The organism is Edaphosphingomonas fennica, from assembly GCF_003034225.1.
GTDB classification, from domain to species: Bacteria; Pseudomonadota; Alphaproteobacteria; order Sphingomonadales; family Sphingomonadaceae; genus Sphingomonas_E; species Sphingomonas_E fennica.
Genome location: NZ_PHHF01000054.1, coordinates 12,063 through 31,650, shown reverse-complemented (window position 1 = coordinate 31,650; position 19,588 = coordinate 12,063). Strand labels below are relative to the sequence as shown.

Sequence of the window (19,588 nt, the reverse complement as noted above, 5' to 3'; positions counted from 1 at the left end):
GAATCCGAAACGATGCGTTTCGATCATGGCCATTTTCGCAACGATGAAAAGCCCTATTCTCATCGCCAACAGGGCCGCACCGGGCGGACCCGCGGTTCCCAGCGAGGGAGGCATTCATGGCCAAGGTTCTGGTTCTCTATTATTCCACCTACGGGCACGTCGAAACCATGGCGCACGCCATCGCCGAAGGCGCGCGCGAAACCGGCGCCCATGTCGATGTGAAGCGGGTGCCGGAAACCGTGCCGGAGGAATTCGCCCGCGCCAACCATTTCAAATATGATCAGGATGCCCCGATCGCGCAGGTTTCCGACCTGGCCGATTATGACGCGATCATCGTCGGCACCGGCACGCGCTTCGGCCGCATCTCATCCCAGATGGCCGCCTTCCTCGATCAGGCCGGCGGGCTCTGGGCCTCGGGCAAGCTCAACGGCAAGGTCGGCGCGGCCTTCACCTCCACCGGCAGCCAGCATGGCGGCCAGGAGACCACGCTCTTCTCGATCATCACCAATCTGCTCCATTTCGGGCTGGTGATCGTCGGACTGCCCTACAGCTTCCAGGGTCAGATGAAGAATGACGAGATAACCGGCGGCACGCCCTACGGCGCCACCACCATCGCCAATGGCGACGGCTCCCGCCAGCCGAGCGAGAACGAGCTGGCCGGCGCCCGCTTCCAGGGCCGCCACGTCGCGGAAATCGCCAACAAGCTGTTCGGCTGAGAAAGCCGGCACCCCGGCGGGCCTTCGTTCCCTCCCCCTCCCACGAAGGCCCGCCCCCCCTTTTTCTCCGATACGCGATCATGGAGGATGCCATGGCCACCTTTCCCGCCGATGCCCCCACGCTCAGCAAGCTCGAATGGCAGGCCGTCGCGATCGGCCTGCGCGAAGTGGATGGCTGCGGCTGCGGCAGCATCGAGCCGCCCTCCCGCTTCCGCCGCCTGTGGACGGCATTGACCGGCGCGGAAGCCGTCCGCCCCCTGGCCGATCCCCGGCTGGAAGCGTTGCGCCGCTTCGTCTGCCGGCTCCGCCGTAGCGGCGAGGATGTGGAAAAGCTGGGTCAGGAGTTGATTGCGCTCGGCTATAGCCGCAATCAGGTGAGCGCGATCGCCGCCCTCGATCGCCCCTGAACCGAACGGAGAGAGCGCCCATGTCCGAACTTCCCGATATCGAACATGTCATCCTGCCGCCGGTGCGCGATCTGGGCGATGGCTTCAAGGTCCGCCGCGCGCTGCCTTCGGCCAAGAAGCGGATGGTCGGCCCGATGATCTTCTTCGACCAGATGGGGCCGGCGACCTTCAATTCGGGCGAGGGGCTGGACGTGCGTCCCCACCCCCATATCGGCCTCGCCACCGTCACCTATCTGTTCGAAGGCGAGATCCTGCACCGCGACAGCCTGGGCTCGGTCCAGCCGATCCGTCCGGGCGCGGTGAACTGGATGACGGCCGGCAGCGGCATCGTCCACTCCGAACGGACCGGCGACGAGGTGCGCGCGTCCGGCGGCCCGCTCTACGGCATCCAGACCTGGGTGGCGCTGCCGACCGCGCTGGAGGAGACCGCGCCTGCTTTCTCCCACCATCCCGACGCCACCATTCCCCAGATCGAAGGCGAGGGCCTTACCCTAAAGCTGATCGCGGGCGCGACCGCGGGCGCCCGCTCGCCCGTGCCCACCGTGTCCGACATGGTCTATGGCGATCTCCAGCTTCTTGACGGCGCGCGCTATTCCTTCCCGCGCGAACATGTCGAACGCGCCATCTACGTCGTCTCCGGCAGCGTCTCGATCGCCGGGCAGGAAGGCCACTTCGGCGAGGCGGAACTGGTGATCTTCCGCCCCGGCGCGGAGATCGTCGTCACCGCCCACGGCCCCACCCGCCTGATGATCGTCGGCGGCGAGCCCTTCCCCGAAAAGCGCTACATCTACTGGAACTTCGTCTCCTCCAGCCCCGATCGGCTGGAACAGGCCAAGACGGACTGGCGCGAACGCCGCTTCCCCGACGTGCCGGGCGAGACCGAATTCATCCCCCTGCCGCCGGAGCCTGAGGCCAAGGTCCGCTATCCATAGGCGCGGGCCGCCAACAGCTCCGGCCCGAACGCCGCCACATCATCCATCATTGGCGTTGATGCGGTGGCGGTTCGGCCACCGATAGCTAAGACCGGGTGCCGCCCTACATCTCACCGCGTTCGCGGCGGATCTTGTACCATTTCTGCACATTCGCATTGTGCTGTTCCAGCGTGTCCGCGAACACATGGCCGCCCTTGCCGTCGGCCACGAAATAGAGCGCCTTGCTGGGCGCCGGATCGAGCACCGCCTCGATCGAGGCCAGGCCGGGATTGGCGATCGGCCCTTCGGGCAGGCCCTCGATCGCATAGGTATTATATCCGTTCACCGCCCGCAGCTCGGATTGGCGGATGCGGCGGCCCAACGGCTTGCCCTGGGTGATCGGATAGATGGTGGTCGGGTCCGCCTGCAGGCGCATGCCGATGCGCAGGCGATTGGAATAGACGGCGGCGACCGTGCGCCGCTCGGACGGCACGGCGGTCTCCTTCTCGACGATCGAAGCGAGGATCAGCGCCTCGCGCGGGCTTTTCACCACCGTCGTCGGCTTGCGCGCCTTCCACGCCTGGGCCAGCGCCCTGTCCATCGCCGCCTGCATCCGCTTCAGCACGGCCGAGCGCGCCTCGCCGCGTTCGAAGCTGTAGCTGTCGGGCAGCACCGATCCCTCAGCCGGCACCGCCACCTCGCCGGTCAGCAGCGGTTCCTTCATCAGCCGCTCGCGCACCAATATCGATGGCATGCCTTCCGGCACGGTGACGAAACGCTGCTTCACCTTGCCGCTTTGCAGCATCTCCAGGATCTGCGCGCCGCTGGCATGGGCCGGCACTTCATATTCGCCGGTGCGGATCGGGGCGTCCGATCCGAAGAATCGGGCGAAGCGCAGGAAGGTCTGCGCCGATCGGATCGCGCCTTCCTCCTCCAGCACCCTGGCGGCGGAGGTCAGGCTGGAACCTTCGGAGATCGTCACGGATATCGGCTTTTCCGCCGGTCCGCTGATCCCCCAGTCATACCAGAAATAGCCCGCCGTCCCGATCGCGACGGCGATCACGATCAGCAGGAGGCAGCCGATGCGGCCACCGGAGGAACGCTTGCGCCTGCGCTTGCGGGCCATATCCCGTTCCTCCGATAGGAGCCGATCAGATCGCGCGCATCACCAGCGAGGCGTTGGTGCCGCCGAAGCCGAACGAATTGTTCAGCACGGCCTTCACCTTCCGCTTCTTGGCGACATGCGGCACCAGGTCGACGCCCGCGCAACCCTCGCTCGGATTGTCGAGGTTCAAGGTCGGGGGCACGATCTGGTCGCGCATCGCCAGGATGCAGAAGATCGATTCGACCGCGCCGGCGCCGCCCAGCAGGTGGCCGATCGCCGATTTGGTGGAGGACATGGAAAGCCCGCCGATCGCATCGCCGAACAGGCGGCGCACCGCGCCCAGCTCCAGCTCGTCGCCCAGCGGGGTCGAGGTGCCGTGGGCGTTGATATAGTCGATATCGTCCAGCGACAGGCCCGACTTGCGGATCGCCATCTCCATCGAACGATAGGCGCCCGATCCTTCCGGGTGCGGCGCGGTGACGTGATAGGCGTCGCCCGAAAGGCCATAGCCGATCACTTCCGCGTAGATCTTGGCGCCGCGCGCCTTGGCGCGCTCATATTCCTCGAGCACAACCACGCCCGCGCCTTCGCCCATGACGAAGCCGTCGCGATCCCGGTCATAGGGGCGCGATGCCTTTTCGGGCGTGGCGTTGAAGGCGGTGGACAGCGCCCGCGCCTGCGCGAAGCCGGCGATGCCGATCGGGCAGATCGCGCCTTCCGCGCCGCCGGCAAGCATCACGTCGGCATCGTCCATCGCGATCATCCGCGCGGCGTCGCCTATCGAATGGGCGCCAGTGGAGCAGGCGGTGACGACCGCATGGTTCGGCCCCATCAGGCCATATTTGATCGAAACCTGGCCGGAAATCAGGTTGATGAGCCGGCCGTGCACGAAGTGCGGGGAAACCCGGCGCGGGCCTTTATGCTCCAGCACCAGCGATTCGCTCTCTATGCCCGGCAGGCCGCCGATGCCCGAACCGATCGAGCAGCCGGCGCGCAGGCGCTCGGCCTCGCTCATCTCCGTCAGGCCGGCATCCTCGAGCGCCTGGCTCGCGGCGTCGATGCCGTAGACGATGAACGGATCGACCTGCCGCTGCACCTTGTGATCGACGCGCTTGTTGGCGTCGAAGGTTCCATTGGTGCCGTCGCCGCGCTTCACTTCGCAGGCGATGGTGCAGGCATAATCGCTCGCATCGAAGCGGGTGATCTGGCCCGCGCCCGATTTGGACGCGATGATATTCGCCCAGGCGGTCTCGACGTCCGCCCCAAGCGGCGTCACGAGCCCCAGTCCGGTCACGACCACGCGGCGCATGGCATCCTCCAAGAATCGATCAGAAAAATGCGTTCAAAAAACAATGTGGCAAAAACGAAGCGGCTCCGCGCCCCCAATATATGCCGGGGTCGGGGAGCCGCTGTTTTTCCCGGCCCGACCGGATGATCCGGCCGGGTCCGCTGGCTCAGCCCAGCCGGGCCTTCAGCCCTTGTTCGCGTCGATATAGCTGATCGCGTCCTTCACGGTGGCGATCTTCTCGGCCGCGTCGTCGGGGATCTCCACGCCGAACTCTTCCTCGAAGGCCATCACCAGTTCGACGATGTCGAGGCTGTCGGCGCCCAGATCGTCGATGAAGCTCGCATCCTCGTTCACCTTGTCGGCCTCGACGCCGAGGTGCTCGACAACGATCTTCTTCACGCGCTCGGCGGTCTCGCTCATATTCCCAACCTTCCTTAGGGTCTGTTTGCCGCTGCCTAACGGGGCGGCCTCAACTGTGCAAGCTTGGTTTGTTCCTTCGAACTTACAAGCCCGGTTTGCGGGGAGTCTTCCCCGCACTGCGGCAATGCGACGCACAACGGCGCCGCATCACGTTCAGATCATCGCCATGCCGCCGTTCACGTGCAGCGTCTGGCCGGTGACATAACCGGCCTCGCGGCTGGCGAGATAGACGACGGCGGCGGCCACATCCGCCCCTTCGCCCAGCTTGCCGGCGGGGATCTTGCCCAGCAGCGCTTCCTTCTGCGCGTCCGGCAGCACGTCCGTCATGGCGGATGCGATGAAGCCCGGCGCGACGCAGTTCACGGTGATGTTGCGGCTGGCCAGCTCCTGCGCCAGCGCCTTGGACATGCCGACGAGGCCCGCCTTGGACGCGGCATAATTGGCCTGCCCCGGATTGCCCGTCTGCCCCACCACCGAGGTGATGGAGACGACGCGGCCGAACCGCGCCTTCATCATCGGCTTGGCCGCCGCGCGGATCAGGCGGAAGGCGGCTTCGAGGTTGATGCGGATCACCTGATCCCATTCCTCGTCCTTCATCCGCATGGCAAGGTTGTCGCGGGTCACGCCGGCATTGTTGACGAGGATGTCGATCTTGCCGCCCAGCGCCTCCACCGCCGCGGGCACCAGCCCGTCGACGGCGGCCGCATCGCCCAGGTTGCACGGCAGCGCAACATGATCGCCGCCAAGCTCGGCGCGGAACGCCTCCAGCTTCTCCACATTGGAGCCGGATACCGCCAGCCGCGCGCCCTGCCCGGCCAGCGCCTTGGCGATCGCCGATCCGATTCCGCCCGATGCGCCGGTCACCAGCGCGGTCATGCCTGTCAGGTCGAACATTCTGCTTTCCTTTCCGTCATCCCGACGAGCTTCGCATCCGGGCAACCGCCCGGACCGGTCAAAGAGTCTTCAGCAGCGCCTCGATGTCGTCCATCGCGATCACGCTGGTCGCGTTCGCGTCGGCGGCGGTGCGCTTCACCATCGGCCCCACCACCTTGCCGCCGAACTCGACGAAATCGTGCACGCCGGCCGCGAACATCGCCGCGATGCTTTCGCGCCAGCGCACCGTGCCCGTCACCTGCTCCACCAGCAGCCGGCGGATCGTATCCGGATCGGCGACGGGCGCCGCCGTCACATTGGCGTAGAGCGGCACCAACGGCGCGCGGAGATCGACGTCGGCCAGCGCCTCGGCCATGGCATCGGCCGCCGGCTGCATCAGCGGGCAATGGAAGGGGGCGGAGACCGGCAGCAGCACGCCGCGCTTGATGCCGTGATCCTTCACCATCGCCACGGCCCGCTCGATCGCGCCGCGCTGGCCGGAAATGACGACCTGGCCGGGATCATTGTCGTTGGCCACGGTGCACACCTCGCCCTCGGCCGCCGCCTCGGCCAGCGCGCGCGCCTTGTCGAGGTCCGCGCCCAGCAGCGCCGCCATCGCGCCCTCGCCCACCGGCACGGCCGCCTGCATCGCCTGCCCCCGCCGCTTCAGCAGCCGGGCGGTGGTCGCGAGATCGAGCGCGCCCGCCGCGCACAGCGCGCTATATTCGCCCAGCGAATGGCCGGCGACATAATCGGCCTTGTCGGCCAGGCGGATGCCGCCTTCCTTTTCCAGCACGCGCAGCGTGGCGATGGCATTGGCCATGATCGCCGGCTGGGCGTTCTCGGTCAGCGTCAGGTCCGCCTCGGGGCCCTCGGTCATCAGGCGGAACAGATGCTGGCCCAGCGCCTCGTCCACCTCCTGGAACACCTCGCGCGCAGCCGCGCTCGCGTCGGCCAGCGCCTTGCCCATGCCGACCGCCTGGCTGCCCTGCCCCGGAAAGATGAATGCGCGCATGGCTGGAGAATCCGTCCTGAATGTCCCTGAGAAGGCGCCGCGTTAGAAACTGGCCCGCCCGATGGCAAGATCGGACGACATATCCGCGCCGTTCGTCGCATCCCGCTCATCATTTTTCAGCGCTGACATGCAAATGCCACTCGTCCGCACTAATATGCCTGCGCGGAGTGGGGAAGTGGAGTTCAAGCGTATGACCAGCTACCGCCTATTTCTTTGGTCGCGGGAGGAAAACCGCCTTCAGCAGAAACATATCGCCACGGCGGGGGCCGACGGCGCGGGCCTGCTGGAAGCGTTCGACCATATCGGCCGTTCCATGCTCGGCGGGATGAGGAGGGAGGGCGATCCGTCCACCTGCCCGCCGCGCCCCAGCAAGATCGCCCGCGCGCGCCGCCACCTCATCGCCGCCCGGCGCCTGCTGGAGGATATGGGCGAACATATGCTGGCCCAGCGCACGGCCGCCCCGATCGCGGAACTGGAGCGGCGGGACGGCGATGGCGACGGATCGCCGCTCACCGCTTGTCTTTTGCCGCGCCTTCCGGCATAGGCGCGCCCACGTCATGGGCGGAGGCCACGCGCCTTCCGCCCTTGTCGTCTTGAAGAAAGCCGGAGGGGCGATCGCGATGGGCGCGGTCGTCAGCGATCGGCGGAACATGAAGGACACGCGACATGCCTCTGTACGAGCATGTGTTTCTCGCGCGTCAGGATCTGGCCCAGGCCCAGGTCGACGCGCTGGCGGAAACCGCCACCAAGATCATCGAAGAAGGCCAGGGCAAGGTCGTGAAGACCGAGACCTGGGGCCTGCGCGGCCTCGCCTATCGCATCGCGAAGAATCGCAAGGCGCACTATGTCATGCTCGAGTTCGAGGCCCCCGCGGGCGTCGTCGCCGAGCTGGAGCGCCAGACCGCGATCAACGAAGACGTCATCCGCTACATGACCATCAAGGTCGATGCGCATGAGCAGGGTCCGTCCGCCATGATGCGCCGTAACGAGCGCAATGAGCGTGACAGCCGCCGCGGCGACCGCGGTGGCGATCGTCCCCGTCGCGACCGCGACGAGCGTGACGCGGCCTGAGGGAGAACATAAACATGGCACGCCCGTTTTTCCGTCGCCGCAAGAGCTGCCCCTTCTCCGCGAAGGACGCTCCCCGGATCGACTATAAGGATGTCCGTCTGCTCCAGGGCTTCGTGTCCGAGCGCGGCAAGATCGTTCCCAGCCGCATCACCGCGGTTTCCGCCAAGAAGCAGCGCGAACTCGCCAAGGCGATCAAGCGCGCCCGTCACATCGGGCTTCTCCCCTACATCGTGAAGTAAGGAGCTTACCGCAATGGAAGTCATCCTGCTCGAACGCGTCGAGAAGCTGGGCGCCATCGGCGATGTCGTGACCGTGAAGAACGGCTACGCCCGCAATTTCCTGCTTCCGCGCAAGAAGGCGCTCCGCGCCAACGAAGCCAACAAGAAGGTGTTCGAGGCGAACCGCGAGCGCCTGATCGCCGAAAACGCGCAGCGTCGTGAAGCCGCCGTCGCCGATTCGCAGGGCATCGACGGCAAGACCGTCACGCTCATCCGTCAGGCGTCGAACGTCGGCCACCTTTACGGCTCGGTCTCGGCCCGCGACCTTTCGGAAGCGCTCGAAGCCGAAGCGATCAAGATCGCCAAGAGCCAGATCGTGCTCGATCGCCCGATCAAGACGATCGGCCTGCACGAAGTGAAGATCGCGCTTCACCCGGAAGTGTCGGTGACGATCAAGGTGAACGTCGCCCGCAGCCCGGAAGAAGCCGAGCTGCAGGAACAGGGCGTCGACGTCATGGCCTCGATGTTCGAACGCGACGCCGCCGGCTTCACCGAGGATTACGATCCCAACGCCGAACCCGGCGAGATCGCCGCCGAGGAAGCCCCGGCCGAGGAAGAAGCGGAGGGCTGATCCCCCGTTTCTCCCACATGCGGGAAAGAAAAAGGCCGTCCGGAGCGATCCGGGCGGCCTTTTTCCTGCCTGCCGTCCCGCGCTCACGCCAGCGGCGTCACCACCAGCACGGCACCGCTGCTCGAATATTCGCCCTTCAGGTCGGCCAGGCCGATGCGCACCGGCAGTTCCCCGCCGCGATTGACGAGCAGTTCGGTATCGAACGCCGCGGGGCCGGCGCCGCTCAGCACCGCCTCCACCCGCTCGCCCGCCTCCACGCGGCGCTTGAGGGGCAGGATGTCGGTCAGGCGCACGCCCGCCAGCGTCTGCGGCGTGAAGCCCGCCATCGCCGCAAGCTGATCGTCCACGCGGGTGAAGGTGCCGCGCGGGCTCAGCCAGCCATGGCCGATGCCGCCATGGGCGGCGGCGGCGGCCGTCGCGGCGGATATCGCGACATTCTGCCGCCGCATCTCCACCTCGTCCCCGGCATTGCGGAAAAGCACGGCGGCACCGCGCCCGAACGGGAAGGTCTGCAGGTGCAGCCAGTCATCGGGCGAAGCGAAGGAGGGCGCGTCGAACGCCCCCGTCTCGGCCGATCGCACCGCGCGCGCCAGATAGGTTTCCAGCAGCGAATGGGACACGCCGGGGTATATCTCGCCCAGCTTCCGCCCCATCAGCAGGTGGCGATGCCCGCGCAGATAGCAGGCGGCCACCGGGTTCATCCGGGTCACGGCCAGATCGGCGTCGAAGGCGATGAAGCCCTGCGCGATCAGATCGACCACCGCCTCCAGCCGCTGGTCCGCATCCACCCCGTCCGGGCCGCTGTCGTTGCTGGCGCCCGCGCCTTCCACCAGCGCCCGATAATTGGCGGTGGAAAGCATCACCAGCCGTTCGCGGCCGTGATGCGTGATGAACAACGGCCCGGTCGCCACCCTATCCTGCCAGCGGCCGAACTTTCGGACCAGTTCTGCCGAAGTAACGCTGAGACGATCTATCGCATGTGTCATTGGTCATACCCCAGTTAACCAAAAGAACACGCAATGACTGGGAAAATTTGGTTTACGAAAACTTGCCAACCATGCCCCGGTCATATCCATTCCGGACTTGGGCGACGGATATCCGCCGATCCCTTGCTCCATAATGGATCGGTATATTGTGCATGGCCCGGCGGAATGCCGCCAACCGCCTTCTAAGCACGCCGCCTTATCTTGGTCCGCAACCGGTAACGGGAGGGATCGGATGATCGGCGCAATGGCGAAAAAGGTGAAGATCGGGGGAGCGATTTGCGGCAATCGCGGCGCGGCGGCGGTGGAATTCGCGCTGGTGGCGCCGCTCTTCCTGCTGATCCTGCTCGGCGTCGTCGCCTATGGCGGCTATTTCTGGCGGGCGCATTCGCTTCAACAGGTCGCCAACGACGCCGCGCGCGTGGCGATCGGCGGCCTCGACGCGGCCGAACGCGCCAGCCTCGTCCACGCCAGCGTAGCGGAGGAGATCGGCCCGCTCGCCGGCCTCGATCCCGGCCGCGCCTCGGTGTCGATCCGCGAGGTGGGCGACGCCATGACGGTAACGCTGGATTATGATGCGTCGGACGATCCCTTCCTGCGCTTCGGCCTGGTGCCCCTGCCCGATCGCCGCATCCGCCGCACCGCCGCCATCCGCCTGACGGGGCTTTGACGATGCGCCCCTTCCCCTCCCCCCTGGCCGCGCTGCGCCGGGATGCCGGCGGCGGCGTCACCATCCTTGCCGCCGCATCGATGATGGCCTGTCTTGGCTGCCTCGCGCTGGCCGTCGATCTTGGCTCGATCTATTTCGAAAGCCGCAGGCTTCAGGGCGTGGCGGATGCCGCGGCGATCGCCGCCGTCGCCGATGTCGTCCACGCGGACGCCGCCGTCCGCGCCACGGTGCAGGCGAACCGGCTGCCGGAGCCGGTCACCCAGAAGGTGGAGCTTGGCTCCTGGCGCGCCGATCCGGCGGTGCCGCTGGCCCAGCGCTTCACGCCGTCCCCCTCCGATCGCTCGGCGGCGCGCGTCACGCTCGGCACCGATGCCCGGCTCTATTTCGGCATCGTCTCGCTCGGCCGGCGCCACACGCCGATCCAGCGCAAGGCGATCGCGGCCCGCTCCAACCTCGCCAGCTTCTCGATCGGGTCACGCCTTGCCGGCCTGCAGGGCGGCATCGCCAATGCGCTGCTCTCCGCGCTGGCCGGATCGCAGGTGAACCTGTCGGTGATGGATTATAATGCGCTGGCCCAGGCCGATGTCGATCTGCTCGCTTTCTCCGATGCGCTGCGCGCCAGTCTCGACCTCACGGCCGCATCCTACGATCAGACGCTGTCGGCCGATCTCACCACCGGGCAGGCGCTGGAAGCGATCGCGCATGCGCTTCAGGATCAGGGATCGACCGATGCCGCCGCCGCCGTCCGCAAGCTGCTCTCCACCGTCGCCGCCGCCAAGCCCGCCGCGCTCGACAAGCTGATCGATCTCGGTCCGATCGGCGCGCAGGACCATGCCGTCCCCGGCCAATATGTGAAGGTCAACACCTTCGATATGACCCGCGCGCTGCTGGAGCTCGCCAACGGCAACCGCCAGGTGGCGCTCGATCTCGGCGCCTCGATCCCCGGGATCACCAAGACGACGGTGAAGCTCGCCATCGGCGATCGCCCGGCCGATTCCCCCTGGCTCGCCGTCACCGCCAAGGGGGAGCCGGTGATCCGCACCGCCCAGACCCGCGTCTATATCGAGGTGGAGGTGCTGCCCGCCGGATCGCTGCTCGGCATCGCCAATGTCCGCCTGCCCTTGTTCATCGAGCTTGCCGCCGCCGAGGCCAAATTGTCCGCGATCGATTGTTCCAACCGCCGCGCTGGCGGCGCCACCCTGCTGGTCCTCCCGTCGATCGGCCACGCCGCGATCGCCAACCTCTATCCGGCGGATATCTCGAACCACAAGCAGCCGCTGGTGGAAGGGCCAGCCCCGCTGGTCAGCGTGCCGCTCGTCACCGTCACCGGCCAGGCCCGGGTCGATCTCACCGCGCCGGTGTGGAAGACGGTCGCCTTCTCGCCCGCCGAGATTTCGGCCCGCACGGTGAAGTCGGTCTCGTCGGACAGCCTCATCCAGGGGCTCGTGCTCTCGCTGATTTCCGGGCTGAACCTGAACGTGAACATCATCGGCCTGGGGATCGGCACCGGGCCGGTGGGCCAGCTGATCGGCAACACGCTGGCGCCGGTCGCGCCGGCGCTCGACGGGCTGCTCAACGCGCTTACCGACCTGCTTGGCCTGCACCTCGGCCAGGCCGACGTCCGGGTGAACGGCGTGCGCTGCGGCGCGCCGGCGCTGGTGGCGTGAGCGCGGCCGGAGGCCGCGCCCGCGCTCAATAACCCATCAGCTTCAGCACTTCCGCGCGCGATCGTTCGTCGTCGCGGAACACGCCCATCATCCGGCTGGTCGTCATCACCACGCCCGGCGTCTGCACGCCGCGCGCGGTCATGCAGGCATGCGTCGCTTCGATCACCACCGCCACGCCATGGGGGGCGAGATTGTCCCAGATGCAGTCCGCCACCTCGGCCGTCAGCCGTTCCTGCACCTGCAGCCGGCGGGCGAAGCCGTGGAGCACGCGGGCGAGCTTGGAGATGCCCACCACCCGCTCGCGCGGCAGATAGGCGATCGCCGCCTTGCCGATGATCGGCGCCATATGATGCTCGCAATGCGACTGGAAGGGGATGTCCTTCAGCAGCACGATCTCGTCATAACCGCCCACTTCCTCGAAGGTGCGGCTCAGATGGCGGGCCGGATCGTCGCCATAGCCCTTGCAATATTCCTTCCACGCGCGCGCGACGCGCTTGGGCGTATCCAGCAGGCCTTCGCGCGTGGGATCGTCCCCCGCCCAGCGCAGCAGGGTGCGGATCGCCTCCTCGACGTCTTCCGGCACCGCGATCTTCGCGGGGGTTTCCATCATCTCGCCCATGGCGGCTCCCATCCTCATCCGGCCGTCCTTCATCATTGAACATGCCCTTGATGAAAGCGCCTAGCCATCGGAGGCAGGCTTGCCAAGCATGGTCGGGCCGGCGGATCGGCCAAAATCCCCGATGAAGACGCGAACTGGCCCGCCGGCCCCGGCCGGATGGAGGATCAGGCCGCCTCCGCCTGCTCGGCCGCATCCGCCAGCTTGCGGGCGATGCGGAAACGATGGAGCAGCGGCTCGGTATAGCCGTTGGGCTGCCCCGTCCCTTCGAACACCAGCGCGCGCGCCGCCTGGAAGGCGATGCTCTCCTCCGGTTCGGTCGCCATCGGGCGGTAGAGCGGATCGCCGGAATTCTGGGCATCCACCTTCGCCGCCATCCGCCGAAGCGCAGCCTCCACCTCCTCGGCGGTGCACACCCCATGCAGCAGCCAGTTGGCGATATGCTGGGAGGATATGCGCAAGGTCGCCCGATCCTCCATCAGGCCGATGTCGTGGATATCGGGCACCTTGGAGCAACCGACCCCCTGGTCGATCCAGCGGACGACATAGCCCAATATGCCCTGAGCGTTATTGTCCAGCTCCTCGGCGATCTCCTCCGCTGTCCAGTTGCGCCTTTCCGCCAGCGGGATGGTGAGCAGCCCGTCCAGCGGCGGCACTGCCTCGCGGGCGATCTCCGCCTGCCGGGCGAACACGTCCACCAGGTGATAATGCATCGCATGCAGCGTCGCGGCCGTCGGGCTCGGCACCCAGGCCGTGCTGGCCCCGGCGCGCGGATGGGCGATCTTCTGGGCCAGCATGTCGGCCATCCGGTCCGGCGCGGCCCACATACCCTTGCCGATCTGCGCCCGGCCCGAAAGGCCGCAGGCCAGGCCGATGCGGACATTGCGATCCTCATAGGCGGATATCCAGGCCGCGCCCTTCATCTCGCTCTTGCGGATCATCGGCCCCGCCTGCATCGACGTATGGATCTCGTCGCCCGTGCGATCGAGAAAGCCGGTGTTGATGAAGGCGATCCGATCGCGCACCGCGTGGATGCAGGCCGCGAGGTTGGCGGAGGTCCGCCGCTCCTCGTCCATCACCCCCACCTTCAGCGTGTGGCGGGCGAGGCCCAGCATATCCTCGATCGCGTCGAACAGCCGATCGGTGAAGCCCGCCTCCTCCGGCCCGTGCATCTTGGGCTTGACGATATAGACCGATCCCGCCCGGCTGTTGCGGAAGCGGCCGTGCCCGGCCAGGTCGTGCATCGCGATCAGGCTGGTGACGATGCCGTCCAATATCCCCTCCGGCGCCTCCGTGCCGTCCGGCAGCAACACCGCCGATGTCGTCATCAGATGGCCGACATTGCGCACGAACAGCAGGCTGCGGCCCGGCAGGGTGAAATCGGTGCCGTCGGGCGCGGTCCAGGCGCGGTCCTCCTCCAGCGCGCGGGTCATCGTCCGGCCGCCCTTGTCGAAGCTGGCGGCTAGATCGCCCTGCATCAGCCCCAGCCAGTTGGCATAGGCCGCCACCTTGTCCTCGGCATCCACGGCGGCGACCGAATCCTCCAGGTCCACGATCGTGGTCAGCGCCGCTTCCAGGATGACATCGGCGATGCCGGCCGGATCGGTCGCGCCGATCGGGCTTTCGGGATCGATGCGAAGCTCGATGTGCAGGCCGTTATGCCGGAACAGCAGCCCGCCCGGCTTGCGGCCCACCAATTGCGCCGGATCGGCGAGAACGGGCTCGCCGCCCGCGAAATCGGCCCATTGCCCGGAAGCCAGCGGCACGGCCTCGTCCAGGAACGCCTTGGCCCGCGCAATCACGGCGCCGCCGCGTTCGGCATCATAGCCACCGGGCTTCGCCGCGCCGGGCAGCGCATCGGTGCCGTAGAGCGCGTCATACAGGCTTCCCCAGCGGGCATTGGCCGCATTCAGCAGGAAGCGCGCGTTGAGCACCGGGACGACGAGCTGCGGCCCCGCCATCCGGGCCACCTCCTCGTCGACCTGCCGGGTCCCGATCTCGAACGGCGCGGGCTCGTCGGCCAGGTAGCCGATCGATCGCAGGAAGGCGCGATATTCCCCGGCATCGATCGGCTTGCCCGCCCGCAATTCGTGCCAGCGATCGATCTCGGCCTGCATCCTGTCCCGCTTCGCCAGCAGGGCGCGGTTTTCCGGGGCGAATCGCGCGAACAGCCCGGCCACCTCCGCCCAGAAGGCGGCGGCCTCCATTCCCGTGCCGGGCAAGGCCCGTGTCTCGATGAAATGGCTCAACGGCTCGGCTATGCGCAGTCCGGCGCGCTGGACATAGGCTGGCATGCGATCTCGACTCCCAATGAAAACCACGTGCGATCATGCCGCCTCAAGCGGCACGCCATCGAACGCCTTTTCTGGGGAGGAGCAGGCTCCGCCTATATCGGCAATCCATGCGGGGCATGCAACCCCGCGCCGCCGCGAATCAGTCGATTCGCGCGACGGCCAGCGTTTCGGCCGGCAACACGCGGGCCAGATCGGTGCTGATCCGGCGGACGCCGCCGGCGCCTCCGCCCATCGCCCGGATCAGGTCCGGCGCGCCGACGACGATCGTCTGCCGGCCCGCCGCATCGGCGCGCAGCCGCGCCATGCTCTGCGGGTCGTTCAGGATTTGCCTTGAGATCGAACCGGTTGCCGCCGGCTCGCCCAGGCGGTCGGCGATCACGTGCCGCACCGCTATCGCATCGACGCCGTTTTCCACCAGCAGCTGATAGCCGCTATTCTGGGCCATGGCCGGCCCGGAAATCATCATGGAAACAGAGCAGAGCAACAGCCCAGCCACGGTATAAATGCGCATTTCGTCATCCTCTCCCGGCAGCCGCTGGCGTTTGCGCTCTCATCGGCGGATCAAATCCTGCACGGAAGTCGGGGGTGACGCAAGTCTCCCCTGATCGCTAGGATCGCGGGCATGAACCACCCCGCCCCCCTCGATCGCGAGGAAGCCCATATCCTCGAACGCGCGGCGGCCGCGCCCATGCTGGCCCAGGTGGAACGCTGGGCCGCCATCAACAGCGGATCGCGCAACCTTGCGGGCCTTGCCCTGATGGCGGGGGAACTGGCCTCGGCCTTCGCCGTCCTGCCGGGCGACGTCGCGCTCCTCGAAGCGGCGCCGGCGGATGCGGTGGCGGCCGACGGCGCCCGCGTCGCCATCGCCCACGGCCGCAACCTCCACCTCGCCGTCCGCCCCGACGCGCCCGTCCAGATCCTGCTCACCGGCCACATGGATACGGTATTCGCCGCCGATCATCCCTTCCAGGCGCTGCGCTGGCTGCCGGATGGCACGCTGAACGGCCCCGGCGTGGCCGACATGAAGGGCGGCATCGCCGTAATGCTCGCGGCCCTGTCCGCCATCGAAGCCAGCCCGCTTGCGCCGCGCATCGGCTATGAAGTCGTCATCAACAGCGACGAGGAAGTGGGATCGGCCGGCTCCGCCCCGCTGATCGCCCGCGCCGCGCGGGGCAAGGCGGCGGCACTCACCTATGAACCTTCCGCCCTGCCCGATGGCACGCTGGCCGGCGCGCGGCCCGGCAGCGGCAACTTCTCGGCCGTAATCACCGGCCGGGCCGCCCATGCCGGCCGCAACCCGGAAGACGGGCGCAACGCCATCATCGCCGCCGCCGATTGCGCGCTCCGCCTCGCCCGCGCCGCGCGCGCCGGCCTTTCCGTCAATCCGGCCAGGATCGATGGGGGCGGCCCCAACAATGTCGTGCCGGATCACGCGATCCTGCGCTTCAACCTGCGCCCCGCCACGCCGGAGGACGAAGCCCAGGCGAGGGCGATCATCGATGCCGTCATCGCCGAGGTCGCGGCCGAGCATGGCGTCTCCATCCATCTCCACGGCGGCTTCGGCCGCCCGCCCAAGCCGATGGATGCCGCCGCCGAGCGGCTTTACGCGCTGGTCCGCGATTGCGGCGCCGATCTGGGCCTGAAGCTTGGCTGGAAGCCCACCGGCGGGGTATGTGACGGCAACAACATCGCCGCCTGCGGCGTGCCCGTGGTCGATACCATGGGCGTCCGCGGCGGCGCGATACATTCCGGGGAGGAATATCTGATCGTCGATTCGCTGGGCGAACGCGCCCGCCTGTCCGCCCTCGTCCTGCTTCGCCTTGCCGCGGGGCGCCACGCATGAGCTTCGTCATCCGCCCGTCCCGCCCGTCGGATCTCGATTCGCTCTACGACATGGCCAAGCTCACCGGCGGCGGCTTCACCAACCTGCCGGCAGATCGCCCGTCGCTTGTGGCCAAACTCGAACGTTCGGCCGCCGCCTTCGCCAAGGCGGAGGATGTCGAGGGGGACGATCTCTATGTGCTGATCCTGGAAGATACGCTGACCGGCAAGGTCGCCGGCACCGCGCAGATCTTCGCCAAGGTCGGCCAGCACTGGCCCTTCTACAGCTACCGGCTCGGCACGCTCACCCAGACCTCGCAGGAGCTGAACCGCACCTTCCGGGCGGAAATGCTCACGCTCACCACCGATTATGAAGGCTATTCGGAAGTGGGCGGCCTCTTCCTCCACCCGCGCGAACGCGCCGGCGGGCTGGGCCTGCTGCTGGCCCGCAGCCGCTACCTCTTCATCCGCCAGCATCGCGCACGCTTCGGCAAGCGGGTGCTGGCGGAGCTGCGCGGCGTGATCGACGAGGCCGGCGGCTCGCCCTTCTGGGACGGGCTGGCCGGCAAATTCTTCGGCATGAACTTCCAGGAGGCGGATGCCTTCAACGCCGTCCACGGCAACCAGTTCATCGCCGATCTGATGCCCAAGCACCCGATCTACACCGCCATGCTGCCCGAAAGCGCGCGATCGGTGATCGGCCTGCCGCATCCCAGCGGCCGCGCCGCCATGCGGATGCTGGAGAATGAAGGCTTCCGCTACGAAGGCTATGTCGACATCTTCGATGGCGGCCCCACCATGGCCGCCTCGATCGACGATATCCGCTCGATCCGCGACGCGGCCGACGCCAATCTGCGCAGCATCGATGCCGAGGAGGGGATAAACGTGCTCGCCGCAACCGGCTACCTCGCCGATTTCCGCGCCTGCTACGCCCAGGTCGATGTGGAGGCGGACGGCCGCGCCACCATCGATCGCCGGGCCGCCGATCTGCTCGGCGTCGCGGCCGGCGATGCCATCACCTTCGTGGCGCGCTGAACCATGGCGATCATCGAGATCAATTTCGACGGCATCGTCGGCCCCACCCACAATTATGCCGGGCTCAGCCTCGGCAATCTCGCCGCCACCGCCAATGCTGGCCGCACCTCGCATCCCCGCGCGGCCGCGCTCCAGGGCATCGCCAAGATGCGCGCCAACCTCGCCTTGGGGCTGCCGCAGGGGATATTGCCGCCCCATCGCCGGCCCGATCGCGCCTGGCTGGCTTCGCTGGGCACCACGGCGGAGGATGCCGATCCCGGTCTCCTCGCCAATGCCCTTTCCGCCTCGCCGATGTGGGCCGCGAACGCCGCCACGGTATCGCCCGCGCCCGACACGGCGGACGGCCGCTGCCACCTGACCGTCGCCAATCTCGTCACCATGCCGCATCGCAGCCATGAATGGCAGGGGACGCTCGCCCAGTTGCGGCTGGCCTTCGCCGATGCCGCGCATTTCGCCGTCCACGGCCCCGTGCCGCCGCCCTTCGGCGATGAAGGCGCCGCCAATCACATGCGGCTCGCCCCCAGCCACGGATCGCCCGGCGTCGAGATTTTCGTCTATGGCGAGAAAGGCGGCCCCTTCCCCGCCCGCCAGCACATCGAGGCCAGCCGGGCGGTGGCCCGCCTCCACGGGCTCGATCCGTCCCGCACCCTCTTCGCCGCCCAGTCGGAAGAAGCGATCGCCGCCGGGGCCTTCCACAACGATGTCGTCGCGGTCGCCGACGGCCGCGTCCTCTTCGCCCACGAACAGGCATTCGCGGACAAGGACCGCTTCTACGCCGATCTCCGCCGGCTGATGCCCGATGTCGAGATCGTCGAGGTCCCCGCCGCCCGCGTCAGCCTTGCCGATGCGATCCGCTCCTACCTGTTCAACGCCCAGCTCGTCACCCTGCCAACCGGCGAAAGCGCGCTGATCCTGCCCACCGAGGCGCGGGATACGCCCGCCGTCTGGGCCTGGCTCAACGATATGGTCGCCGGCAACGGCCCGATCCGGCGGCTTGAGCTGGTGGACGTGCGCGAATCCATGTCCAACGGCGGCGGCCCCGCCTGCCTGCGCCTGCGGGTCGCGGCCGACCCGGCGACGATCGACCCGCGCTTCCTGGTCGATCCCGCGCGGCTCGATGCCATCGCCGCCCTGGTCGAGCGCCACTGGCCGGAGGCGATCGCGCCACAGGACCTCATCTCGCCCGATCTATGGGTTCAGGCCGAGGCCGCGCGCGCGGCGCTGCTGGACTTCCTCGGTCTAAGCGAGCTGATCTGAAGATCGTGGCCTTCCCGCCGCTTTAGGGCCGCCATCCCGGCCTCGCCGGGCTGGACGCGCAGGCAACAGCGATGGACGCTCACCCCATGTCCGAATCCATTATTCTCCAGCTTCTCCTCGACGAACGCGCCATCTACCGCCAGCTCTGCCGCTTCGCGGAGGCGATGGACCGGCGCGAATGGCACCGCCTCGATGATGTGCTGCTGGAGGATGCGGAGGCCGATTACGGCATCGGCCGCCGCTTCGGCCGGGCGGCGATCGTCACGGAAATGCGCAGCTTCCTAGATGGTTGCGGCCCCACCCAGCATCTTCTCGCCAATGTCGTGATCGATGTGGACGACGATGCCGCGACGAGCAGCGCCTATGTGGCGGACATGCATGTCGGCCTTGGCGATCGCGCCCACCTCACCTTCCGCACCCTGGGCGATTATCGGGATCGCTGGGTCCGCACTGCCGCCGGCTGGCGCATCGCCGAACGGATCAAGCACAACCGCGCCCATGTCGGCGACATGGCGGTGCTGGGCCCCGGCCCTCAATAGCTTCCCCCTCGCGGCTTGGCTTCGCGCCTCGCATGCACTAGGGCTCCGGGC

At 67.7% G+C, this 19,588-nt stretch carries 22 protein-coding genes; 13 read left to right on the top strand and 9 right to left on the bottom strand.

Going from position 1 to position 19,588, the window contains the following annotated elements:
- The first annotated feature begins 116 nt into the window (after nucleotides 1-116).
- From wrbA to CV103_RS13230, 3 genes are all read left to right on the top strand, one after another.
- Nucleotides 117-716: an NAD(P)H:quinone oxidoreductase gene (gene wrbA / locus CV103_RS13240; RefSeq protein ID WP_107395196.1), complete on the top strand. Its 600-nt coding sequence runs from the start codon at nucleotides 117-119 to the stop codon at nucleotides 714-716.
- Nucleotides 717-808: 92 nt separating this feature from the next.
- Entirely contained in the window at nucleotides 809-1,123 is a 315-nt protein-coding gene (locus CV103_RS13235) for a hypothetical protein (protein ID WP_015457101.1), read from the top strand.
- Nucleotides 1,124-1,143: 20 nt separating this feature from the next.
- Nucleotides 1,144-2,055 (top strand): pirin family protein, encoded by a 912-nt coding sequence (locus tag CV103_RS13230; protein WP_107395195.1) that lies wholly within the window; start codon nucleotides 1,144-1,146, stop codon nucleotides 2,053-2,055.
- Between the two features lie 103 nt (nucleotides 2,056-2,158).
- Here CV103_RS13230 and mltG read toward each other — a convergent pair whose 3' ends face one another.
- The 5 genes from mltG to fabD all read right to left on the bottom strand — a co-directional run bounded on the left by mltG (nucleotide 2,159) and on the right by fabD (nucleotide 6,735).
- Entirely contained in the window at nucleotides 2,159-3,160 is a 1,002-nt protein-coding gene (mltG, locus tag CV103_RS13225; protein WP_015457103.1) for an endolytic transglycosylase MltG, read from the bottom strand.
- Between the two features lie 25 nt (nucleotides 3,161-3,185).
- Nucleotides 3,186-4,448: a beta-ketoacyl-ACP synthase II gene (gene fabF / locus CV103_RS13220; protein WP_015457104.1), complete on the bottom strand. Its 1,263-nt coding sequence runs from the start codon at nucleotides 4,446-4,448 to the stop codon at nucleotides 3,186-3,188.
- Nucleotides 4,449-4,610: 162 nt separating this feature from the next.
- Nucleotides 4,611-4,847, bottom strand: a complete 237-nt coding sequence (locus CV103_RS13215; RefSeq protein WP_015457105.1) for an acyl carrier protein — start codon at nucleotides 4,845-4,847, stop codon at nucleotides 4,611-4,613.
- A gap of 153 nt (nucleotides 4,848-5,000) precedes the next feature.
- The gene (gene fabG / locus CV103_RS13210) at nucleotides 5,001-5,741 is read right to left on the bottom strand and encodes a 3-oxoacyl-[acyl-carrier-protein] reductase (protein ID WP_015457106.1); all 741 of its coding nucleotides are present in this window, start codon (nucleotides 5,739-5,741) and stop codon (nucleotides 5,001-5,003) included.
- Between the two features lie 58 nt (nucleotides 5,742-5,799).
- The gene (gene fabD, locus CV103_RS13205; RefSeq protein ID WP_015457107.1) at nucleotides 5,800-6,735 is read right to left on the bottom strand and encodes an ACP S-malonyltransferase; all 936 of its coding nucleotides are present in this window, start codon (nucleotides 6,733-6,735) and stop codon (nucleotides 5,800-5,802) included.
- 190 nt (nucleotides 6,736-6,925) lie between these two features.
- On the opposite strand from fabD, the gene CV103_RS13200 reads away from it, so the two are divergent.
- The 4 genes from CV103_RS13200 to rplI all read left to right on the top strand — a co-directional run bounded on the left by CV103_RS13200 (nucleotide 6,926) and on the right by rplI (nucleotide 8,655).
- Complete coding sequence (locus CV103_RS13200; RefSeq protein ID WP_107395194.1) at nucleotides 6,926-7,279, top strand: hypothetical protein; 354 nt, start codon at nucleotides 6,926-6,928, stop codon at nucleotides 7,277-7,279.
- 122 nt (nucleotides 7,280-7,401) lie between these two features.
- Nucleotides 7,402-7,806 carry a 30S ribosomal protein S6 gene (gene rpsF, locus CV103_RS13195; RefSeq protein WP_015457109.1) on the top strand — a complete coding sequence of 135 codons (405 nt, stop codon included), beginning with the start codon at nucleotides 7,402-7,404 and terminating at the stop codon, nucleotides 7,804-7,806.
- Nucleotides 7,807-7,820: 14 nt separating this feature from the next.
- Nucleotides 7,821-8,045, top strand: a complete 225-nt coding sequence (gene rpsR, locus CV103_RS13190) for a 30S ribosomal protein S18 (protein WP_010125005.1) — start codon at nucleotides 7,821-7,823, stop codon at nucleotides 8,043-8,045.
- Nucleotides 8,046-8,058: 13 nt separating this feature from the next.
- Nucleotides 8,059-8,655 carry a 50S ribosomal protein L9 gene (gene rplI, locus CV103_RS13185; protein WP_015457110.1) on the top strand — a complete coding sequence of 199 codons (597 nt, stop codon included), beginning with the start codon at nucleotides 8,059-8,061 and terminating at the stop codon, nucleotides 8,653-8,655.
- Nucleotides 8,656-8,738: 83 nt separating this feature from the next.
- On the opposite strand, the gene CV103_RS13180 is transcribed toward rplI, so the two are convergent.
- Nucleotides 8,739-9,641 carry a PAS domain-containing protein gene (locus CV103_RS13180; protein ID WP_107395193.1) on the bottom strand — a complete coding sequence of 301 codons (903 nt, stop codon included), beginning with the start codon at nucleotides 9,639-9,641 and terminating at the stop codon, nucleotides 8,739-8,741.
- A gap of 244 nt (nucleotides 9,642-9,885) precedes the next feature.
- Here CV103_RS13180 and CV103_RS13175 point away from each other — a divergent pair, with 244 nt between their 5' ends.
- Both CV103_RS13175 and CV103_RS13170 read left to right on the top strand, forming a co-directional pair.
- On the top strand, nucleotides 9,886-10,308 hold the full coding sequence (locus CV103_RS13175; RefSeq protein WP_245896820.1) for a TadE/TadG family type IV pilus assembly protein: 423 nt from the start codon (nucleotides 9,886-9,888) through the stop codon (nucleotides 10,306-10,308).
- Nucleotides 10,309-10,310: 2 nt separating this feature from the next.
- Nucleotides 10,311-11,975 (top strand): pilus assembly protein TadG-related protein, encoded by a 1,665-nt coding sequence (locus tag CV103_RS13170; RefSeq protein WP_107395191.1) that lies wholly within the window; start codon nucleotides 10,311-10,313, stop codon nucleotides 11,973-11,975.
- 25 nt (nucleotides 11,976-12,000) lie between these two features.
- Here CV103_RS13170 and folE read toward each other — a convergent pair whose 3' ends face one another.
- From folE to CV103_RS13155, 3 genes are all read right to left on the bottom strand, one after another.
- Nucleotides 12,001-12,606, bottom strand: coding sequence for a GTP cyclohydrolase I FolE (folE, locus tag CV103_RS13165; RefSeq protein ID WP_041865068.1), 606 nt, complete (start codon nucleotides 12,604-12,606; stop codon nucleotides 12,001-12,003).
- Nucleotides 12,607-12,758: 152 nt separating this feature from the next.
- Complete coding sequence (locus tag CV103_RS13160; protein ID WP_107395190.1) at nucleotides 12,759-14,885, bottom strand: malate synthase G; 2,127 nt, start codon at nucleotides 14,883-14,885, stop codon at nucleotides 12,759-12,761.
- A gap of 139 nt (nucleotides 14,886-15,024) precedes the next feature.
- Nucleotides 15,025-15,396, bottom strand: coding sequence for a hypothetical protein (locus tag CV103_RS13155; RefSeq protein ID WP_015457116.1), 372 nt, complete (start codon nucleotides 15,394-15,396; stop codon nucleotides 15,025-15,027).
- Nucleotides 15,397-15,507: 111 nt separating this feature from the next.
- On the opposite strand from CV103_RS13155, the gene CV103_RS13150 reads away from it, so the two are divergent.
- The 4 genes from CV103_RS13150 to CV103_RS13135 all read left to right on the top strand — a co-directional run bounded on the left by CV103_RS13150 (nucleotide 15,508) and on the right by CV103_RS13135 (nucleotide 19,537).
- A complete protein-coding gene (locus CV103_RS13150; protein WP_107395189.1) occupies nucleotides 15,508-16,728 on the top strand; it encodes a hydrolase in 1,221 nt (406 codons plus the stop codon).
- Nucleotides 16,725-17,741, top strand: a complete 1,017-nt coding sequence (locus CV103_RS13145; protein WP_107395188.1) for an arginine N-succinyltransferase — start codon at nucleotides 16,725-16,727, stop codon at nucleotides 17,739-17,741. Before CV103_RS13150 ends, CV103_RS13145 begins: the two co-directional genes overlap by 4 nt.
- A 3-nt stretch (nucleotides 17,742-17,744) precedes the next feature.
- Entirely contained in the window at nucleotides 17,745-18,998 is a 1,254-nt protein-coding gene (locus CV103_RS13140; protein ID WP_107395187.1) for an N-succinylarginine dihydrolase, read from the top strand.
- Nucleotides 18,999-19,084: 86 nt separating this feature from the next.
- The gene (locus CV103_RS13135) at nucleotides 19,085-19,537 is read left to right on the top strand and encodes a nuclear transport factor 2 family protein (protein ID WP_107395186.1); all 453 of its coding nucleotides are present in this window, start codon (nucleotides 19,085-19,087) and stop codon (nucleotides 19,535-19,537) included.
- Nucleotides 19,538-19,588 lie beyond the last annotated feature (51 nt).